Raw genomic sequence first — 13,690 nt, 5'->3', positions numbered from 1 at the left:
CTCTTTATTTTCGTGTCGCAAGCGCTTGAGTGGTTTTCTGTATTTCTGAGCCTTGCTTCTGTCCAATTAAAAGAAAAGAACCAGGAGAGCTTCATGAAAATGCTAACATTCTCATTGTTAGGTGGCGCGCTGTGCGCTGCGCTTGGCGTAGGCTGCGTGCAGGCCTCTTCCACAATTGACGCAAGCAAGCTTGGAAGCGACCTTACCCCTATTGGTGCGCAGAGGGAAGGCAATGCTGATGGGACGATTCCCGCGTGGGACGGGGGACTTACCAAGGCGCCCGCTGGCTGGTCACCAGGTCATGGCGATCCATATGCTGGCGATAAACCACTCTATTCAATTGATGCGGCTAATGTGGCCCAGTATCAATCGAAACTGCCAGCGGGTCAGGTGCAACTGATCAAAATGTACCCGGGTTATCGTGTGGATGTGTATCCGACACGACGCAGTTGTGCTATCCCTACTGAATTGGCTCAGCGTACCAAGGAGTTTGCCGGGCAAGGCAAGATCGGTGCTGACGGTTGGCGGTTGGAGCAGGCAGTTGGCGCTGCTGTGCCGTTTCCCGTACCGCAGAATGGTATTGAGGTAATGTGGAATTACAAGCTTCGCTATATGGCAAAAGGGCGTCGCGCTCAAATATCTTTTTTGGCGCGGGACAATTCGGGTACATTAACTGAAGCCAAACAATGGGCCTATGAGTATTACCCCTACAATGACCCTTTGGTCAAAGGTCCAGTTGATACCGGTGGCATCGAAGCTAAGCTGCTTTACGACATTCTGACGCCGTCATCCCGAGCGGGCGAGATGTATCTCGTCCACAGCTATTTTGATAAGCCACAGGACGCTTGGATTTATTTTCCCGGTCAGCGTCGCGTGCGGCGTGCTCCATCCTTTGCTTATGACAACCCTATCGCAGGTAGTGACGGTCTGTACTTTGTCGATCAGATTAACATGTTCACCGGAGCGCTAGACCGTTACGACTTCAAGTTGCTCGGAAAAAAAGAAATCATCGTACCTTATAACTCCTACAAGTTGGTGGATAAGTCCAACAAGTATCAGGATCTGATTGGGCAGAACTACCTTAAGCGCGATGCGCAGCGCTACGAGACGCATCGTGTATGGGTCGTCGAAGCAACGGTTAAAGCGGACAAGCGACACTCTTTCGCCAAGCGGGTATTTTTTATCGACGAGGACAGCTGGACACTGCTGCACGTTGATATGTATGACACCAAAGGCAACCTCTGGCGTGTGCAGGAAGGCAGTATTTGGGCAGACCCAGGAATTCAGGCCTGCACTAGTTTCGAATATTTAAGTTACGACCTTGTTGCTCGGCGCTATATAGCGGACGGTTTCACTCAGGAAGGCGAGGTAATGGATTTGACTGCCGGAATGGAAGGGCGCGTAAGCGACAAAATGTTCAACTCGAATGAACTGCGTCGTCGCGGTGAGCGTTAATTTCCTCGGAGTTCACCCAAATGTTCAAAATTAAAAAAAGCGGTGCTATCGCGCCGCAGCATTTCCCGTATGCCTGCAGTTCGCTGACTATTGGGATGATGGCGGTCTCGACGCTAATGTGGGCGCAACCGAGCCACGCGTTCCGTTTCGGTTCTGAGGATGGTATATCAGGTAGCTTCGACTCTTCCTTGAGCTACGGATTTGCTACTCGCATGGATTCCCCGGACTGTAAACTCCTGGGTGGAGATAGTGGTGGTTGTAATAACGGTACCAGCACTGGACTTGGTAATTACTATAACTTGACTAAAGGCAATGGTTACGCCAATGCCGACATCAACTACACCAATTCGGATGACGGCAATCTCAACTACAATAAGCATGATGTTTTTTCTGAAGTGCTTAAGGGGACTCATGAGTTGAGTCTACAATTCGGCGATGGCTGGAGTGCTCTGGGCCGAGTTGCGTGGGCCAAAGACCTCAAGATGGACAACACTCGACGCAGCACTCTGGACGACGAAGCCGACCGCGATGCCACTGAGCGTCTCGATCTCCTCGATCTATGGGTTGCCAAAAGTTTTGACCTGGGTGATATGCCGACAAAAGTTAAAGTTGGTAACCAGGTGATCAGTTGGGGAGAGGAAATCTTTATAACCGGTGGCATCAATCAAATTAATGCCCTCAGTTTACCCAAATACCACACGCCCGGAACCCAATTGAAAGAGGTATTCATTCCGGCACCGATGGCGTCGTTTAATGTGGGCCTTACAGAAACCCTGAATCTTGAGGGCTACTACCAGTTCAAGTGGAACGCTTATGACCTTGATCCGGTAGGAACCTATTATTCGAGTGCTGACGTAGTAGGCGAAGGTCGTCAGCCTATTTACTATTCAACTAGTTATCTTGATAACTTCGCAGGCGCGGGGACGTGTAATGCGATTACGCCAACCGGTCGATGTGGCGAACCCCTGATCAGCGGTCTGAACAATGCTCAGTTGGTCGCGAGCGGCCTTGCTGTTCCTTACGGCGGTGAACGTAAGCCGGATAATGGGCGGCAATATGGTGTGGCGCTGCGCTGGACAGCGGAGGATATCGGCGCTGAGTTTGGTGTTTTTTACGAGCGGTATCATGACAAACTCCCGTTCATTGGCTACACCGCTCTATCTGATCCGGATGCGTTACATACAGACAACTTCTTCGTAAATTATGGAGAAGATAAAGACTTGTTTGGACTGTCAATGTCCACCATGTTGGGTCCGGTAGCCGTAGCTGGAGAAGTGTCATTTCGACCTAACGATAGCGTCGCAATTGATCCGACGGTACCATTTGGCCGGGCGTTCACCGGATCCTTTAACAAGTACAGCGTATATGACACGGGCGTACACAATGGTTACGTCGAAGAAAAGAAATGGCAGATGGATGTTAACGCCATCTACACCTTCGCTGCCAATGATCCTCTCGGCTTCATTCCCCGTAGCCTAGGTGCATCTGACGGTTTTATCTTGGTCGAGGCAGCGGTTACCCACTACCCGGATCTCGATACCTCTGGCAAAACTCCATACTTTCTGCCGGACTACTCACTGCCAGATAAAACGTCTTGGGGCTATATCACGGAGATCGGTATCAATTATCCGAATCTCTTTGGGACCGGCATAACTGTGACGCCGCAGCTTGATTTCAGTCATGACGTTAATGGGACGACGCCGAACTCATTGCCCTTTGTAGAAGGTCGTAAGTCGCTGACCAGTTCTTTGCTGTTCAACTACCGAGATCGTTGGAAAGGTGGCCTGCAGTGGGTGCAGTTCTGGGGCGGTGGCGGTAACAATCTGATGGCTGATCGCGATTTTCTCAGCGGTAACATCTCCTATTCGTTCTGAACCTATGCCTCCTCCGTTGGAGGAGGCTGTTCACTCCTTCAGGTATTTTCACCATGTTGGCTTCTATGGTGCTCGGTCTCGAGCGTTTCTTCTTTCGCCATCGATTGGCGACGCTAGCAGTACTGGCGGTTATTACGCTGGTGATGGGGCTGTTCGCGTCGCGTTTGGAAATGTCGGCAGGTTTCGACAAGCAGCTTCCTCAGCAGCATGCGTTCATCAAGACGTTCAACCAATATCGGGACGTACTCTTCGGCGCCAACCGCATAATCGTGGTGCTGCATGCCAAGCACGGCGATATCTGGAACCAGCAAGCGCTGACCCGATTGTATGACCTGACTCAGGCAGTGTTCTTCATGCCCGGTGTTGATAGGCGGAGTGTTACCTCACTTTGGACACCTAATACGCGTGCGGTGCAGATTACCGAGGAAGGTATGAAAGCCGAAGACGTTGTGGGCGGTGAAGTCACCGTTGGTACTCTCGACGATAAGGCTATTGCTGGTATTCGCGAACGTACTCTTATCGGTGGATTTGTTGGCAGCCTGGTAGCGAACGACCATTCCGGAGCGATGATCGTGGCCGAGCTTGCAGATCCAGACCCACAGACAGGTAAGCGTTTGAACTACTTGGAATTCAGTCAGCGTCTTGAAAATGATCTGCGCAGTAAATATGCCGACGCCGACTACGATGTTCAAATCATTGGTTTCGCCAAGCAAATGGGCGATATAGGGGCAGGCGCCAAAAGCGTCATAGTTTTTTTTGCATTGGCTTTCGTACTCACCGCGCTGGCTGTGTATTGGTATACGCGTTCCTGGGCACTGACGTTCTTGCCGCTATTTTGCTCTTTGGTTTCGGTGGTCTGGCAATTTGGCACGATTACCTTACTTGGCTTCGGCCTTGATCCGCTTGCGATTCTAGTGCCGTTCCTGGTTTTCGCTATTGGTGTATCTCACGGAGTGCAGCAGATTAACTTTATCTCAAGGGAGGTATGTAACGGTGCTGATGGTATGACTGCTGCGCGCCGGAGTTTTGGGGGGCTTCTAATTCCCGGGACCTTGGCATTGATTACCGCTTTTGTTGGTTTCGCCACCTTGGTATTGGTCCCGATTCCAATGATCCGAGAATTGGCCATCACTGCATCGGTAGGAGTGGCCTATAAGATCATTACCAATTTGATCATGCTGCCAGTGCTGGCTAGTTATTTTCGCTTCGACACTGCCTTCGTAGCTAAGGTAGAGCGTCTTCGCCAATGGCGTGACAATGCCATGGTTGGGCTTGGGCTAATCGCCGAACCACGTAATGCTGCGATTGGGGGTGTCATTTGTCTTGCATTAATGGTGCTCGCGGTGTGGCAGAGTCAAGGACGTCATGTGGGTCATGTTCTGCCAGGGGCGCCCGAGCTCCATTCGGATTCACACTATAACCGAGATGTAGAGAGCGTCGTGCGTCACTTCTCACTGGGTCTGGACTTGTTCACCGTCGCAGTGGAAACCCCTGAAGGTGGATGCTACCGGCACGATGTAATGAGTTATGTTGATCGTTTGACTTGGCATTTGGGAAATGTGCCAGGTGTACTGTCAGCTCAATCCTTACCGGCGTTGACTAAACTGTCAGCTTCTGGTGTGAACGAAGGCAATCCGAAGTGGACGGCTCTTCCGCTGGACGAGCTGTCGCTGGCTGAAGCCGTGCGTCAGGTACCTGAGTCTCTGCGTTTGTACAACGCTGACTGTACCTTGTTGCCGATCAATCTTTACCTAACTGATCACAAGGCCACTACCTTGAAGCGCGTTGTACAGGCCGTCGAGCGCTATCGACTGGAGCATGCCCTCAAGGGCGTGACGGTACGTTTGGCCAGCGGTAATGCTGGTGTGCAGGCAGCCACCAATGAGGTGGTGGAAACCTCTGAGTTGCCAATGATGCTCTATGTCTATTTGACAATTATGGTGCTGGTGTTACTGGTCTATCGGGACTGGCGAGCAATGATCGCCTGTTGCCTTCCTCTCACTCTTGCAACCTTTCTTGGCTACTGGTTCATGAAGGAACTGGATATAGGGCTCACTGTTGCGACTTTGCCGGTGATGGTACTCGCCGTTGGTATCGGTGTGGACTATGCGTTCTATATCTATAACCGCCTCCAGATGCATCTTGTCGAGGGCCTGAACATCGTTGAAGCCTTTCAATTGGCTCTGCGTGAGGTTGGAGTGGCCACTGTGTTTACTGCAATCACCTTATCCGTGGGCGTTGCCACGTGGTCGTTCTCTGCACTGAAGTTTCAAGCCGATATGGGGCTGCTGCTTACCTTTATGTTCATGGTCAACATGATCATGGCCATTACCCTTTTGCCAGCAATCGCCGTAATGCTGGATGTTCTCATTCCCCGCCGGGGACCCGTTCGTGCTCCCTTGGTTGCACATTGATAGGAGTACATTTGATGTCCGCGACTCGTTCTCTGCGTCCGATGTTGTTGTCGCTGATTCTGCTGGGAGCCGGCGCTGAAGGCGGGGGAGTAGCCCTGCCGCTAGCCCATGCACAAAACGCTCCGCTGCTCGCTGTCACCCATACCGGCCAACGCTTGGTTGCTATTGGCGATCACGGGGTGGTGATACTGTCCGACGACGGTCAAACCTGGCGACAGTCCAGGCGCGTCCCGGTGGATGGACTGCTCACCGCTCTGAGCTTCGCTGATGCTCAGCAGGGCTGGGCAGTTGGCCACGGTGGCGTGTTACTGAAAACCGAGGATGGCGGCGAAACTTGGACCCTGCAGCAACGCATGGAAGGGCAGCCAGTGCTGCTTTCTGTATGGTTCGAAAATAGCCGTCACGGCATCGTTGTTGGCGCTTACGGTTATGCCGCACAGACCGAGGACGGAGGCCAAAGTTGGACACGCCTGAGTGTCGGCGAGGAAGGGGATGACTATCATCTCAATCATATTTTTTCGGGACCCGATAAGAGCCTTTTCATTGCTGCAGAGATGGGGCATGCCTTCCGCTCTTTGGATCACGGCACTACGTGGGAAAAGCTCGATACCGGTGTAAGAGGGTCGTTGTGGGGAGGGATCGGCCTAAGATCTGGCAGAGTGCTTCTTGTTGGAATGAGTGGCCGAGTGTTGATCAGCGACAACATAGGTGACACCTGGCGCGAATTGAACAGCGGCAGTCATGAGGCGATCACGGCTGTCGCCCAGCGTGCTGATGGTCGTGTGGCACTGGTTGGTAACGGTGGTCTGGTCGCCGAATCAGATGCCAATCTGGAGCGTTTCACCACCTCGCTCAGGGAAGATCGTATCAACCTGGCTGCCTTGGCACCCATGGATGACGGACGTCTGCTGTTGTTCGGTTCTGTAGGTGTGGTGCAGTAATAACTTTGGTGAAAGTCGTTTGATGCTTGCACCTGATACGTCTGGGTGCGGTGCCTATAAGCGACTTTCGCTTTTTTCATTTTTCCGCGGGCAACCGAGTCGCCTCGGAGCCGTGTTCGTTCTTGGCGCATATTTTCGAATGTGAGTTGCGCAGGATCCTGATACATCGCATCGGGTTTCATTACAAAGTATTATGTGCATACACAACTGGTCCGGTGAATTGTCGCTACGATCCAAACTATTATTACTTAATGTCTTTTTGCTAACTCTTTTACCATTGTCCTTGTGCCTTTAGGGGGCGCTCTGGGTTACGCGCGCACGATGAAATGACCCGTCGCGTAGAGCCGTTCGTACTGGTACCCAGCGCGCGGTGGTAGCTATCGAGCGTAGCTTGATACATTTGCATGGCAGTGTCGCGCATGCCATTCAGCCGAGTAGGCCCAGCAAGGAATTATCGGTGCTTCGGGAGAAATTTCCGATCTGGCTTCACAGATTGCCCTTTTGGTTGAACTGCAGGGTGCCGTCACTGATGAATTGAGCTCCAACATTGTCTCTGTAGATCAAATGGCAGAAGAGATTAGTTGACTGGATATTTCAGCACCGCAGGAGCAGGCGAAAGTGGCTGAACAGATGAAGGAGCTTGGGCAACACGATTCAAACTTTGATATTTATTTGTGACACCTGATGCCAAGTGTTTTGTCACGTTGGGTCAAGCCGGTCGGCGTTAATAAAATTAAGCTGCAGGTACATGAATAATAATCGCAAGTCACTGGATCACACTCTATGCTCAATCGTTCACTCCGATATTTGATGTGCGGGCTGTCATTGGTCAACGTGGCTCTGCCAGCACTAGCGTTACCCGCGCCAATGGCATCAGCGACGGAGTTCGTGCCAGAGCAGGTTCGAGTCGAAGTGCTCGGCGATCATCACGGCCAGAATTGGTTCTGGGCATGGGGTAGTAACGCTCCAAGCATGGGGAGTGGCCGCGTCTTGCTATTTGATGATGCGGGTCGCAATCTTGGGCAGTTGAGCACCGGAATGTGGTTCAACAGCCTGGTGCCATCTCGCAAGCGCGACGAGCTTTACGCTGTTGAGACCTACTTCAGCCGAGGGGTTCGCGGTGAGCGCACGGATGTTGTCACGGTATATGACTCCAAGACTTTGAGCCCAAAAGGCGAGATCAAAATTCCGGCCAAGCGCATGAGTGCCCTGATTTCAACAGGGCTGAGTGTGTTGTCGGACGACGATCGTTTTCTTATGGTGTTCAACTTCACTCCAGCACAATCGGTCAGCGTCATTGATCTTGAAAACAATCGGTTTGTGCAAGAGGTAGCGACGCCTGGCTGCGCCGCTATGTATTCCGCAGGGCCTAGGGACTTCTACTCCATTTGCGGAAACGGTGCCTTCTTGCATCTCGAACTTGACGATCGAGGTCGGGTGATGCGACAGGAGCGCAGTGCCCCAATTTTCGATCCACTGCAGGATCTTTTGCTGACCACAGGTTCTCGCAAGGGCAACACCTGGTACTTCGTCTCACAAAAAAGTTTTGTGTACGGGCTCCAGATGAGCGCCAGTGGAATAGAGCAGTCGCAGCGCTGGTCATTAGTCAACGAGCAGGAGCGCGCGGACGGGTGGGGTGTGGCCGGTAACCATGGCACTGCGATGCACGAGAAGAGCGGTCGGCTGTACGTACTTATGCACCAGGACAAGCCGGAAAATTACCAGAAGCCTGGTACGGAAGTCTGGGTCTATGACACTAAAACCCAGCAGCGGGTCTCTCGCATAAAGCTCAACGAATTAAGCGTCGCCATTGCCGTTAGTAAGGGCGAACAACCGCGCCTCTATAGTCTCGACTACATGATACCAATGCCAGCGGAGTTCATAAGCTCAATCTATGCGTCCAAAGGGGAAGCCGGGCTGATACCGCTCATGCGACAGAGTATCAATCTGTACGATGCCGACAGTGGCAAGCACTTGCGTAGTGTCGATGATATACCAGCAGGCGCCATGAACGAGGTGATGTCGTGGTGATTCCAACTGTTCTTCAGGACCCACTTGTACATCTCGCCAGTGCACTTGGTTTGGGCTTGTTGCTCGGAGCGGCAGCGCTGCACAAGTTGCAGGATGGGCAAAATTTTTCTCGTGTGCTGGATGACTATGGCATCGCTTTGGGCAAGGCGCTGCCTCTTTGGTTGCGTCCGCTGCTGAGACGTTTGCTTCCATGGCTGGAAATCACGGCCGTCATGGGGCTCTTGCTGAGCTTCTGGATACCTTGGGCTGCGATGGGTGCAGCGATCCTTATCGGGTTCTACGCCCTCGTACTGGCGATAAGTGTCGCGCGAGGGGCAGTGATTGAAGACTGTGGCTGCAATTTTGGCGGTGATCACCAGACACTGAGTAGAACGCTGGTCTGGCGCAATCTGTTCTTGCTTTTGCCCGTGTTGAACTTGATGGCGCCGATGCGGGATCGACCACTGGTGTGGTTAGACGCTGTCACTCTGGGCTTCTTGCTGCCAAGCGCTGCAGCGCTCTACATCCTGACGAATCTATTGATCTCCAACCGTGTTTCCCTACGAGCGCTGTGAAAATCATGACGAATGCACTGATTATTTCGAGTATTTTTTCCTGGCTCATGATCTTCGGTCTGGCCTTGTCCGTATGGGCTTTGGCACGCCAGATTGGACTTCTTCACGAGCGGATCAAACCTGTGGGTGCTTTATCGCTTGGCAAGACGATCAAGACCGGTGAAATAGCGCCGATCTTTACCTTGCCTAGCTTGAACGGCGGTTCAGTCAGCATTGGGGGGGGCAATGCCCAGGGACAGTTGACCCTGCTGTTTTTCCTGTCGGATACCTGCCCTGTGTGCAAAACCTTGTTGCCTGTAATCAAATCGATTCAGGAACATGAGCGTTTACGTCTTCGAGTCGTGCTCGCCAGTGACGGTGATGTCACCGCTCATCAGGCGTTCATTCAGACCCACCGTTTAAAGGATTTCCCTTACCTGCTTTCAAGGGAAGTAGGGGTGGCCTACCAAATCAGCAAGTTGCCGTACGGTGTGCTGATCGATGCTGCGGGTGTTGTGGTCACCCACGGGCTGATCAACACCCGCGAGCATCTTGAAAGTCTCTTCGAGGCTAAGGCAATGGGCTATCCAACGATGCAGGAATTTCAAGCTGCCCAGGCTGGGACTAAGCATTCCCTTTACAAGCAGGTACATTAACAATGGCGATCAAATGGTTTGACGAGGCAACCGAAATTCTAGCTCGTGCTACTGCTCGCAACACCTCGCGACGCGGTTTCCTGGGTGGGTTGGGCACCGTATTGATCGGCGCGGGCGCGGCAACGCTGCTGCCGGTCTATCGCGGCAGTGCCTTTGCTCAGCCGGCTTCCGCCTTGATGGAGGAGGGCGACCCTAACAGTTGTGACTACTGGCGGTATTGTGCCATCGATGGGTTTCTCTGCGGTTGCTGCGGCGGATCGGCGACCAGTTGCCCGCCAGGAACAATACGGTCGGATATTACGTGGATCGGTACATGCCACAACCCGGCTGACGGGAAGGACTATGTGATTTCCTACAACGACTGCTGTGGCAAAGAAAACTGTGGTCGTTGTGTTTGCCAGCGCGACCAGGGCGATTCCCCTATGTACCGTCCGCAGAGTTCCAATGACATCAATTGGTGTGCCGGAAGTCATGCGGATATGCCTTATCACTGCTCGCTGTCAGTGGTAATCGGCGTGAAGGGGTAAGGTGATGTCGGTTCGCACGCTTTGCGCCGCTGCTTTTACGTGCTTCGTGATGATCGGTTCTAGTTCTCTGTGGGCCACCGAACAGAGGCAGTTCGATTACATGCTCAATTGCCAGGGTTGTCATTTACCGGATGGTAGCGGCAACCCACAGCGGCAAGTACCGGCATTTTCCGGCCAGTTAGGTAAATTCCTTGGTGTGCCGGGCGGCCGCGCCTATTTGGTTCAAGTGCCTGGCTCAGCACTCTCGGGGCTTTCGGACGAAGCGCTGGCCGGCGTACTCAACTGGATGCTGGAGACCTTTAGTACGGCTGAACTTCCCTTCGGATTTAAACCTTACACCGGGGCGGAGCTGCATGAGTGGCGTCAGGTTGCTATGCCTGATATCGAGGGGGTTCGTAATGAATTAGTCCGACGTATCGCCCGCCAAGATGAATAACAACATAAGGGATCTTGAACCCATGAAAATGAACATCAGTGTTGGCCTATTCGCGCTTTTCGCCATGTTTAACGTCTGGGCTGTCGAGGCACCTAGCGCTGCGGCACTCGGGACCTGTGTCGCATGCCATGGCGAGCAGGGGCAGGGCAACGCCGCGCTAGGTGTTCCAAACTTGGCTGGTCAGCATCACGATTACCTTGCACAGCAAATGCGCGATTTCAAAGACGGATCTCGGGGTTATGACCCCAAAGACACCTACGGAGCGCAAATGCGCGCCATAGTGACCAATCTCGACGAAGCTGAAATCGAACGTTTGGCGCTTCATTATTCGCGGCTGGAGCCGGCACGATCGCAGGCGGTTGCCGGGGATCAAGCAACTCGGGGCCGAGATCTTTATCAGGGAACGTGTTCCAGCTGCCATGGGCCGCAAGGCGAGGGCTTTGCTTATCTCAAAGCTCCCAATCTCCGTATTCTCGACGCCAGTTATCTCGATCGCCAGCTCACACATTATGTTGAGGCTTTGCGCGGCAGCGGCGATCATGCCGATCAGTTGGGGCTTTGGATGCGAGGCATTTCTTTGCAAATTAGCGGAAATGCTGATCGCAAGGCCATTATCGATTACATCGTAAGCCTATCTGCGAGTGGTAGTGGCAGCAAATAATTACGCCAAAGTTGTTTGTTGTTACCTTGCAATACTTTACAGGTTTTGAAACGAGTTTGAGTGCAAGTCAAAAAATGCAATTAAAGTTGGAAGTACAGAATTGACTGAATTGTTCATAGTCAACTAATGAGCTTTTGACGAAACTGTGCTCGCCTGTTAGTTGGCGATCCAATCGCTAAGTGTTTCAGTGACGGTCGGAAATGAGCGGTTTTACCTGCTTGATGCTCACAGTTATTACCATGCAGGCATTTGGTCGTCTCTTGTGCAAGGCATTACAGCAGCAAAGAATTTTTTGAAGTCAATACAAGCGATCCGGGATATATAATCATGGTCCAAACAAAAATAATTAGTCCCGCACCAGGGGCGTACAGCTATCCGCTGTTGATCAAAAGTCTGCTGCTCTCAGGGCAGCGCTATGAAGCCGAAAATGAAATAGTCTACGCTGACAAGCTACGCTATAGCTATCGCACTCTCAATAAGCGTATTCGGCAAATGGCTAACGTGTTGACTGCTGCGGGCGTAAAGGCAGGGGATACAGTGGCGGTACTGGATTGGGACAGCCATCGGTATCTGGAGTGTTTTTTCGCAGTGCCGATGATCGGCGCCGTTTTGCACACCGTTAATGTTCGCCTGTCTCCTGAGCAAGTGCTTTATACGATCAATCATGCTGAAGATGATTTAGTCCTTGCACATGACGATTTTCTACCGCTTCTCGAGCAAATACATGGTGAACTGGTCACCGTCAAAGGCTATATCCAGTTGAGCGACGACCATGCAAAGCCAACGACTTTGCCCGTAGTTGGCGAGTACGAGCAGTTGCTGTCCCAGTCTCTCGCTACTTACGACTTCCCCGATTTTGACGAGAACTCGGTTGCCACCTTGTTCTACACAACAGGCACAACCGGTAATCCGAAGGGCGTTTACTTTAGCCATCGCCAACTGGTCCTGCATACCCTGGCTGGGGTCGGTACCTTGGGGGCGTATCAAGGATTGCCGATGCTACGCTCAGACGATGTATACATGCCAGTCACTCCAATGTTCCACGTACATGCTTGGGGAGTGCCTTATATGGCGACACTCATGGGCATTAAACAAGTTTACCCGGGACGTTATGAGCCCAATGCTCTTATCCGCCTCTTTAAGCAGGAAAAGGTAACTTTCAGTCACTGCGTACCAACTATCTTGCAGATGATCCTGGCTTGTCCCGAGGCAACCGGGACTGATTTCAGTGGCTGGAAGGTGCTTTTGGGTGGAAGCGCCCTTGCACTAGGTACTGCCGGTCAGGCGGCGGCGAGTGGGATGAAGGTGTTTAGCGGCTACGGTATGTCTGAAACTTGCCCGACACTATGTAGCACCTATCTGCGGGCTTCTGAGCTAGAGCTGTCAATTGAAGAGCAATTGCCTATCAGGATCAAGTCCGGAGTGCCATCGGCCATGGTCGACATAAAAATCGTCGATGCCTGCGGCAAGGACTTACCACATGACGGAGAGTCAATGGGGGAGGTTTTGGTGCGCGCGCCTTGGCTGACCCAAGGCTACCTCCATGATCCGGAAAAGGGCGCCGAGCTCTGGGAGGGCGGCTGGCTGCACACTGGTGATATCGGCTCTATAGATATGCGTGGTGACTTGGAAATCAAAGACCGAATTAAAGATGTTATCAAGACTGGCGGCGAGTGGATCAGTTCTCTAGAGTTGGAGAGTCTGATTAGTAAGCATCCCGGCGTTGAGTCCGTTGCGGTGGTTGGAGTTCCTGACCTTCAGTGGGGGGAACGACCAATGGCGATGGTCATTTGCACACCTCCATTACAGATCAATCAGGCAAGTCTAGTTGATCACCTAATGCAGTTCGTTGACAGCGGCATCATTAATAAATGGGCGATCCCGAAAAAATTTCTGTTTGTTGATGACATCCCTAAAACAAGCGTTGGCAAAGTAAATAAAAAACTCATTCGAGAAAACGAGCTCGCGCACCAGCAGCTAAACTGCGTCGAGGTCTAGTTCTATATTCAGTGAGTTAGAAAAAAGCTAAATTTTATTGTGGCGCTGGTGAATATCTGTGTAGCTGTAACGTTTATGTAAGGGGAGGTATAGTTTCCGTTTTTAAGTCTTTGCTGAGTTATGATGATAAATATCCATCGATGGTGCGTTAAATAGATAGGGTT

At 52.0% G+C, this 13,690-nt stretch carries 11 protein-coding genes; all 11 read left to right on the top strand.

Annotation, left to right across the window (positions count from 1 at the left end; translation table 11 throughout):
- Positions 1-12 precede the first annotated feature (12 nt).
- The 11 genes from AB4O41_RS06630 (at position 13) to AB4O41_RS06580 (ending at position 13,526) form a co-directional block, all read left to right on the top strand.
- Positions 13-1,455 (top strand): DUF1329 domain-containing protein, encoded by a 1,443-nt coding sequence (locus AB4O41_RS06630; RefSeq protein ID WP_460146763.1) that lies wholly within the window; start codon positions 13-15, stop codon positions 1,453-1,455.
- A 20-nt stretch (positions 1,456-1,475) separates the two neighbouring features.
- On the top strand, positions 1,476-3,329 hold the full coding sequence (locus AB4O41_RS06625) for a DUF1302 domain-containing protein (RefSeq protein WP_460146762.1): 1,854 nt from the start codon (positions 1,476-1,478) through the stop codon (positions 3,327-3,329).
- Between the two features lie 53 nt (positions 3,330-3,382).
- Positions 3,383-5,743, top strand: a complete 2,361-nt coding sequence (locus AB4O41_RS06620; protein ID WP_460146761.1) for an efflux RND transporter permease subunit — start codon at positions 3,383-3,385, stop codon at positions 5,741-5,743.
- A 14-nt stretch (positions 5,744-5,757) separates the two neighbouring features.
- The gene (locus AB4O41_RS06615) at positions 5,758-6,684 is read left to right on the top strand and encodes a WD40/YVTN/BNR-like repeat-containing protein (protein WP_460146760.1); all 927 of its coding nucleotides are present in this window, start codon (positions 5,758-5,760) and stop codon (positions 6,682-6,684) included.
- A 783-nt stretch (positions 6,685-7,467) separates the two neighbouring features.
- Positions 7,468-8,715: an amine dehydrogenase large subunit gene (locus AB4O41_RS06610; RefSeq protein WP_460146759.1), complete on the top strand. Its 1,248-nt coding sequence runs from the start codon at positions 7,468-7,470 to the stop codon at positions 8,713-8,715.
- On the top strand, positions 8,709-9,269 hold the full coding sequence (locus AB4O41_RS06605) for a MauE/DoxX family redox-associated membrane protein (RefSeq protein ID WP_159389993.1): 561 nt from the start codon (positions 8,709-8,711) through the stop codon (positions 9,267-9,269). Before AB4O41_RS06610 ends, AB4O41_RS06605 begins: the two co-directional genes overlap by 7 nt.
- A 5-nt stretch (positions 9,270-9,274) precedes the next feature.
- Positions 9,275-9,904: a methylamine dehydrogenase accessory protein MauD gene (gene mauD / locus AB4O41_RS06600; RefSeq protein WP_460146758.1), complete on the top strand. Its 630-nt coding sequence runs from the start codon at positions 9,275-9,277 to the stop codon at positions 9,902-9,904.
- A gap of 8 nt (positions 9,905-9,912) precedes the next feature.
- Positions 9,913-10,431, top strand: coding sequence for a methylamine dehydrogenase light chain (locus AB4O41_RS06595; RefSeq protein ID WP_460148308.1), 519 nt, complete (start codon positions 9,913-9,915; stop codon positions 10,429-10,431).
- Positions 10,432-10,435: 4 nt separating this feature from the next.
- Positions 10,436-10,867: a c-type cytochrome gene (locus AB4O41_RS06590; protein WP_159389990.1), complete on the top strand. Its 432-nt coding sequence runs from the start codon at positions 10,436-10,438 to the stop codon at positions 10,865-10,867.
- A 22-nt stretch (positions 10,868-10,889) separates the two neighbouring features.
- Positions 10,890-11,528: a c-type cytochrome gene (locus AB4O41_RS06585; protein WP_460146757.1), complete on the top strand. Its 639-nt coding sequence runs from the start codon at positions 10,890-10,892 to the stop codon at positions 11,526-11,528.
- A gap of 327 nt (positions 11,529-11,855) precedes the next feature.
- The gene (locus AB4O41_RS06580) at positions 11,856-13,526 is read left to right on the top strand and encodes a fatty acid--CoA ligase (RefSeq protein ID WP_460146756.1); all 1,671 of its coding nucleotides are present in this window, start codon (positions 11,856-11,858) and stop codon (positions 13,524-13,526) included.
- Positions 13,527-13,690 lie beyond the last annotated feature (164 nt).

Source organism: Pseudomonas sp. S2_A02, from assembly GCF_054668495.1.
Note: the sequence above shows the minus strand (reverse complement) of the source record. Positions and strands in the feature narration are given on the sequence as shown.

Excerpts from the sequence above, each read along its gene's own strand:
- AB4O41_RS06625 (WP_460146762.1), top strand. The coding sequence starts at position 1,476 with ATGTTCAAAATTAAAAAAAGCGGTGCTATCGCGCCGCAGCATTTCCCG.
- AB4O41_RS06620 (WP_460146761.1), top strand. The coding sequence starts at position 3,383 with ATGTTGGCTTCTATGGTGCTCGGTCTCGAGCGTTTCTTCTTTCGCCAT.
- AB4O41_RS06585 (WP_460146757.1), top strand. The coding sequence starts at position 10,890 with ATGAAAATGAACATCAGTGTTGGCCTATTCGCGCTTTTCGCCATGTTT.
- mauD (WP_460146758.1), top strand. The coding sequence starts at position 9,275 with ATGACGAATGCACTGATTATTTCGAGTATTTTTTCCTGGCTCATGATC.
- AB4O41_RS06580 (WP_460146756.1), top strand. The coding sequence starts at position 11,856 with ATGGTCCAAACAAAAATAATTAGTCCCGCACCAGGGGCGTACAGCTAT.
- AB4O41_RS06615 (WP_460146760.1), top strand. The coding sequence starts at position 5,758 with ATGTCCGCGACTCGTTCTCTGCGTCCGATGTTGTTGTCGCTGATTCTG.
- AB4O41_RS06610 (WP_460146759.1), top strand. The coding sequence starts at position 7,468 with ATGCTCAATCGTTCACTCCGATATTTGATGTGCGGGCTGTCATTGGTC.
- AB4O41_RS06590 (WP_159389990.1), top strand. The coding sequence starts at position 10,436 with ATGTCGGTTCGCACGCTTTGCGCCGCTGCTTTTACGTGCTTCGTGATG.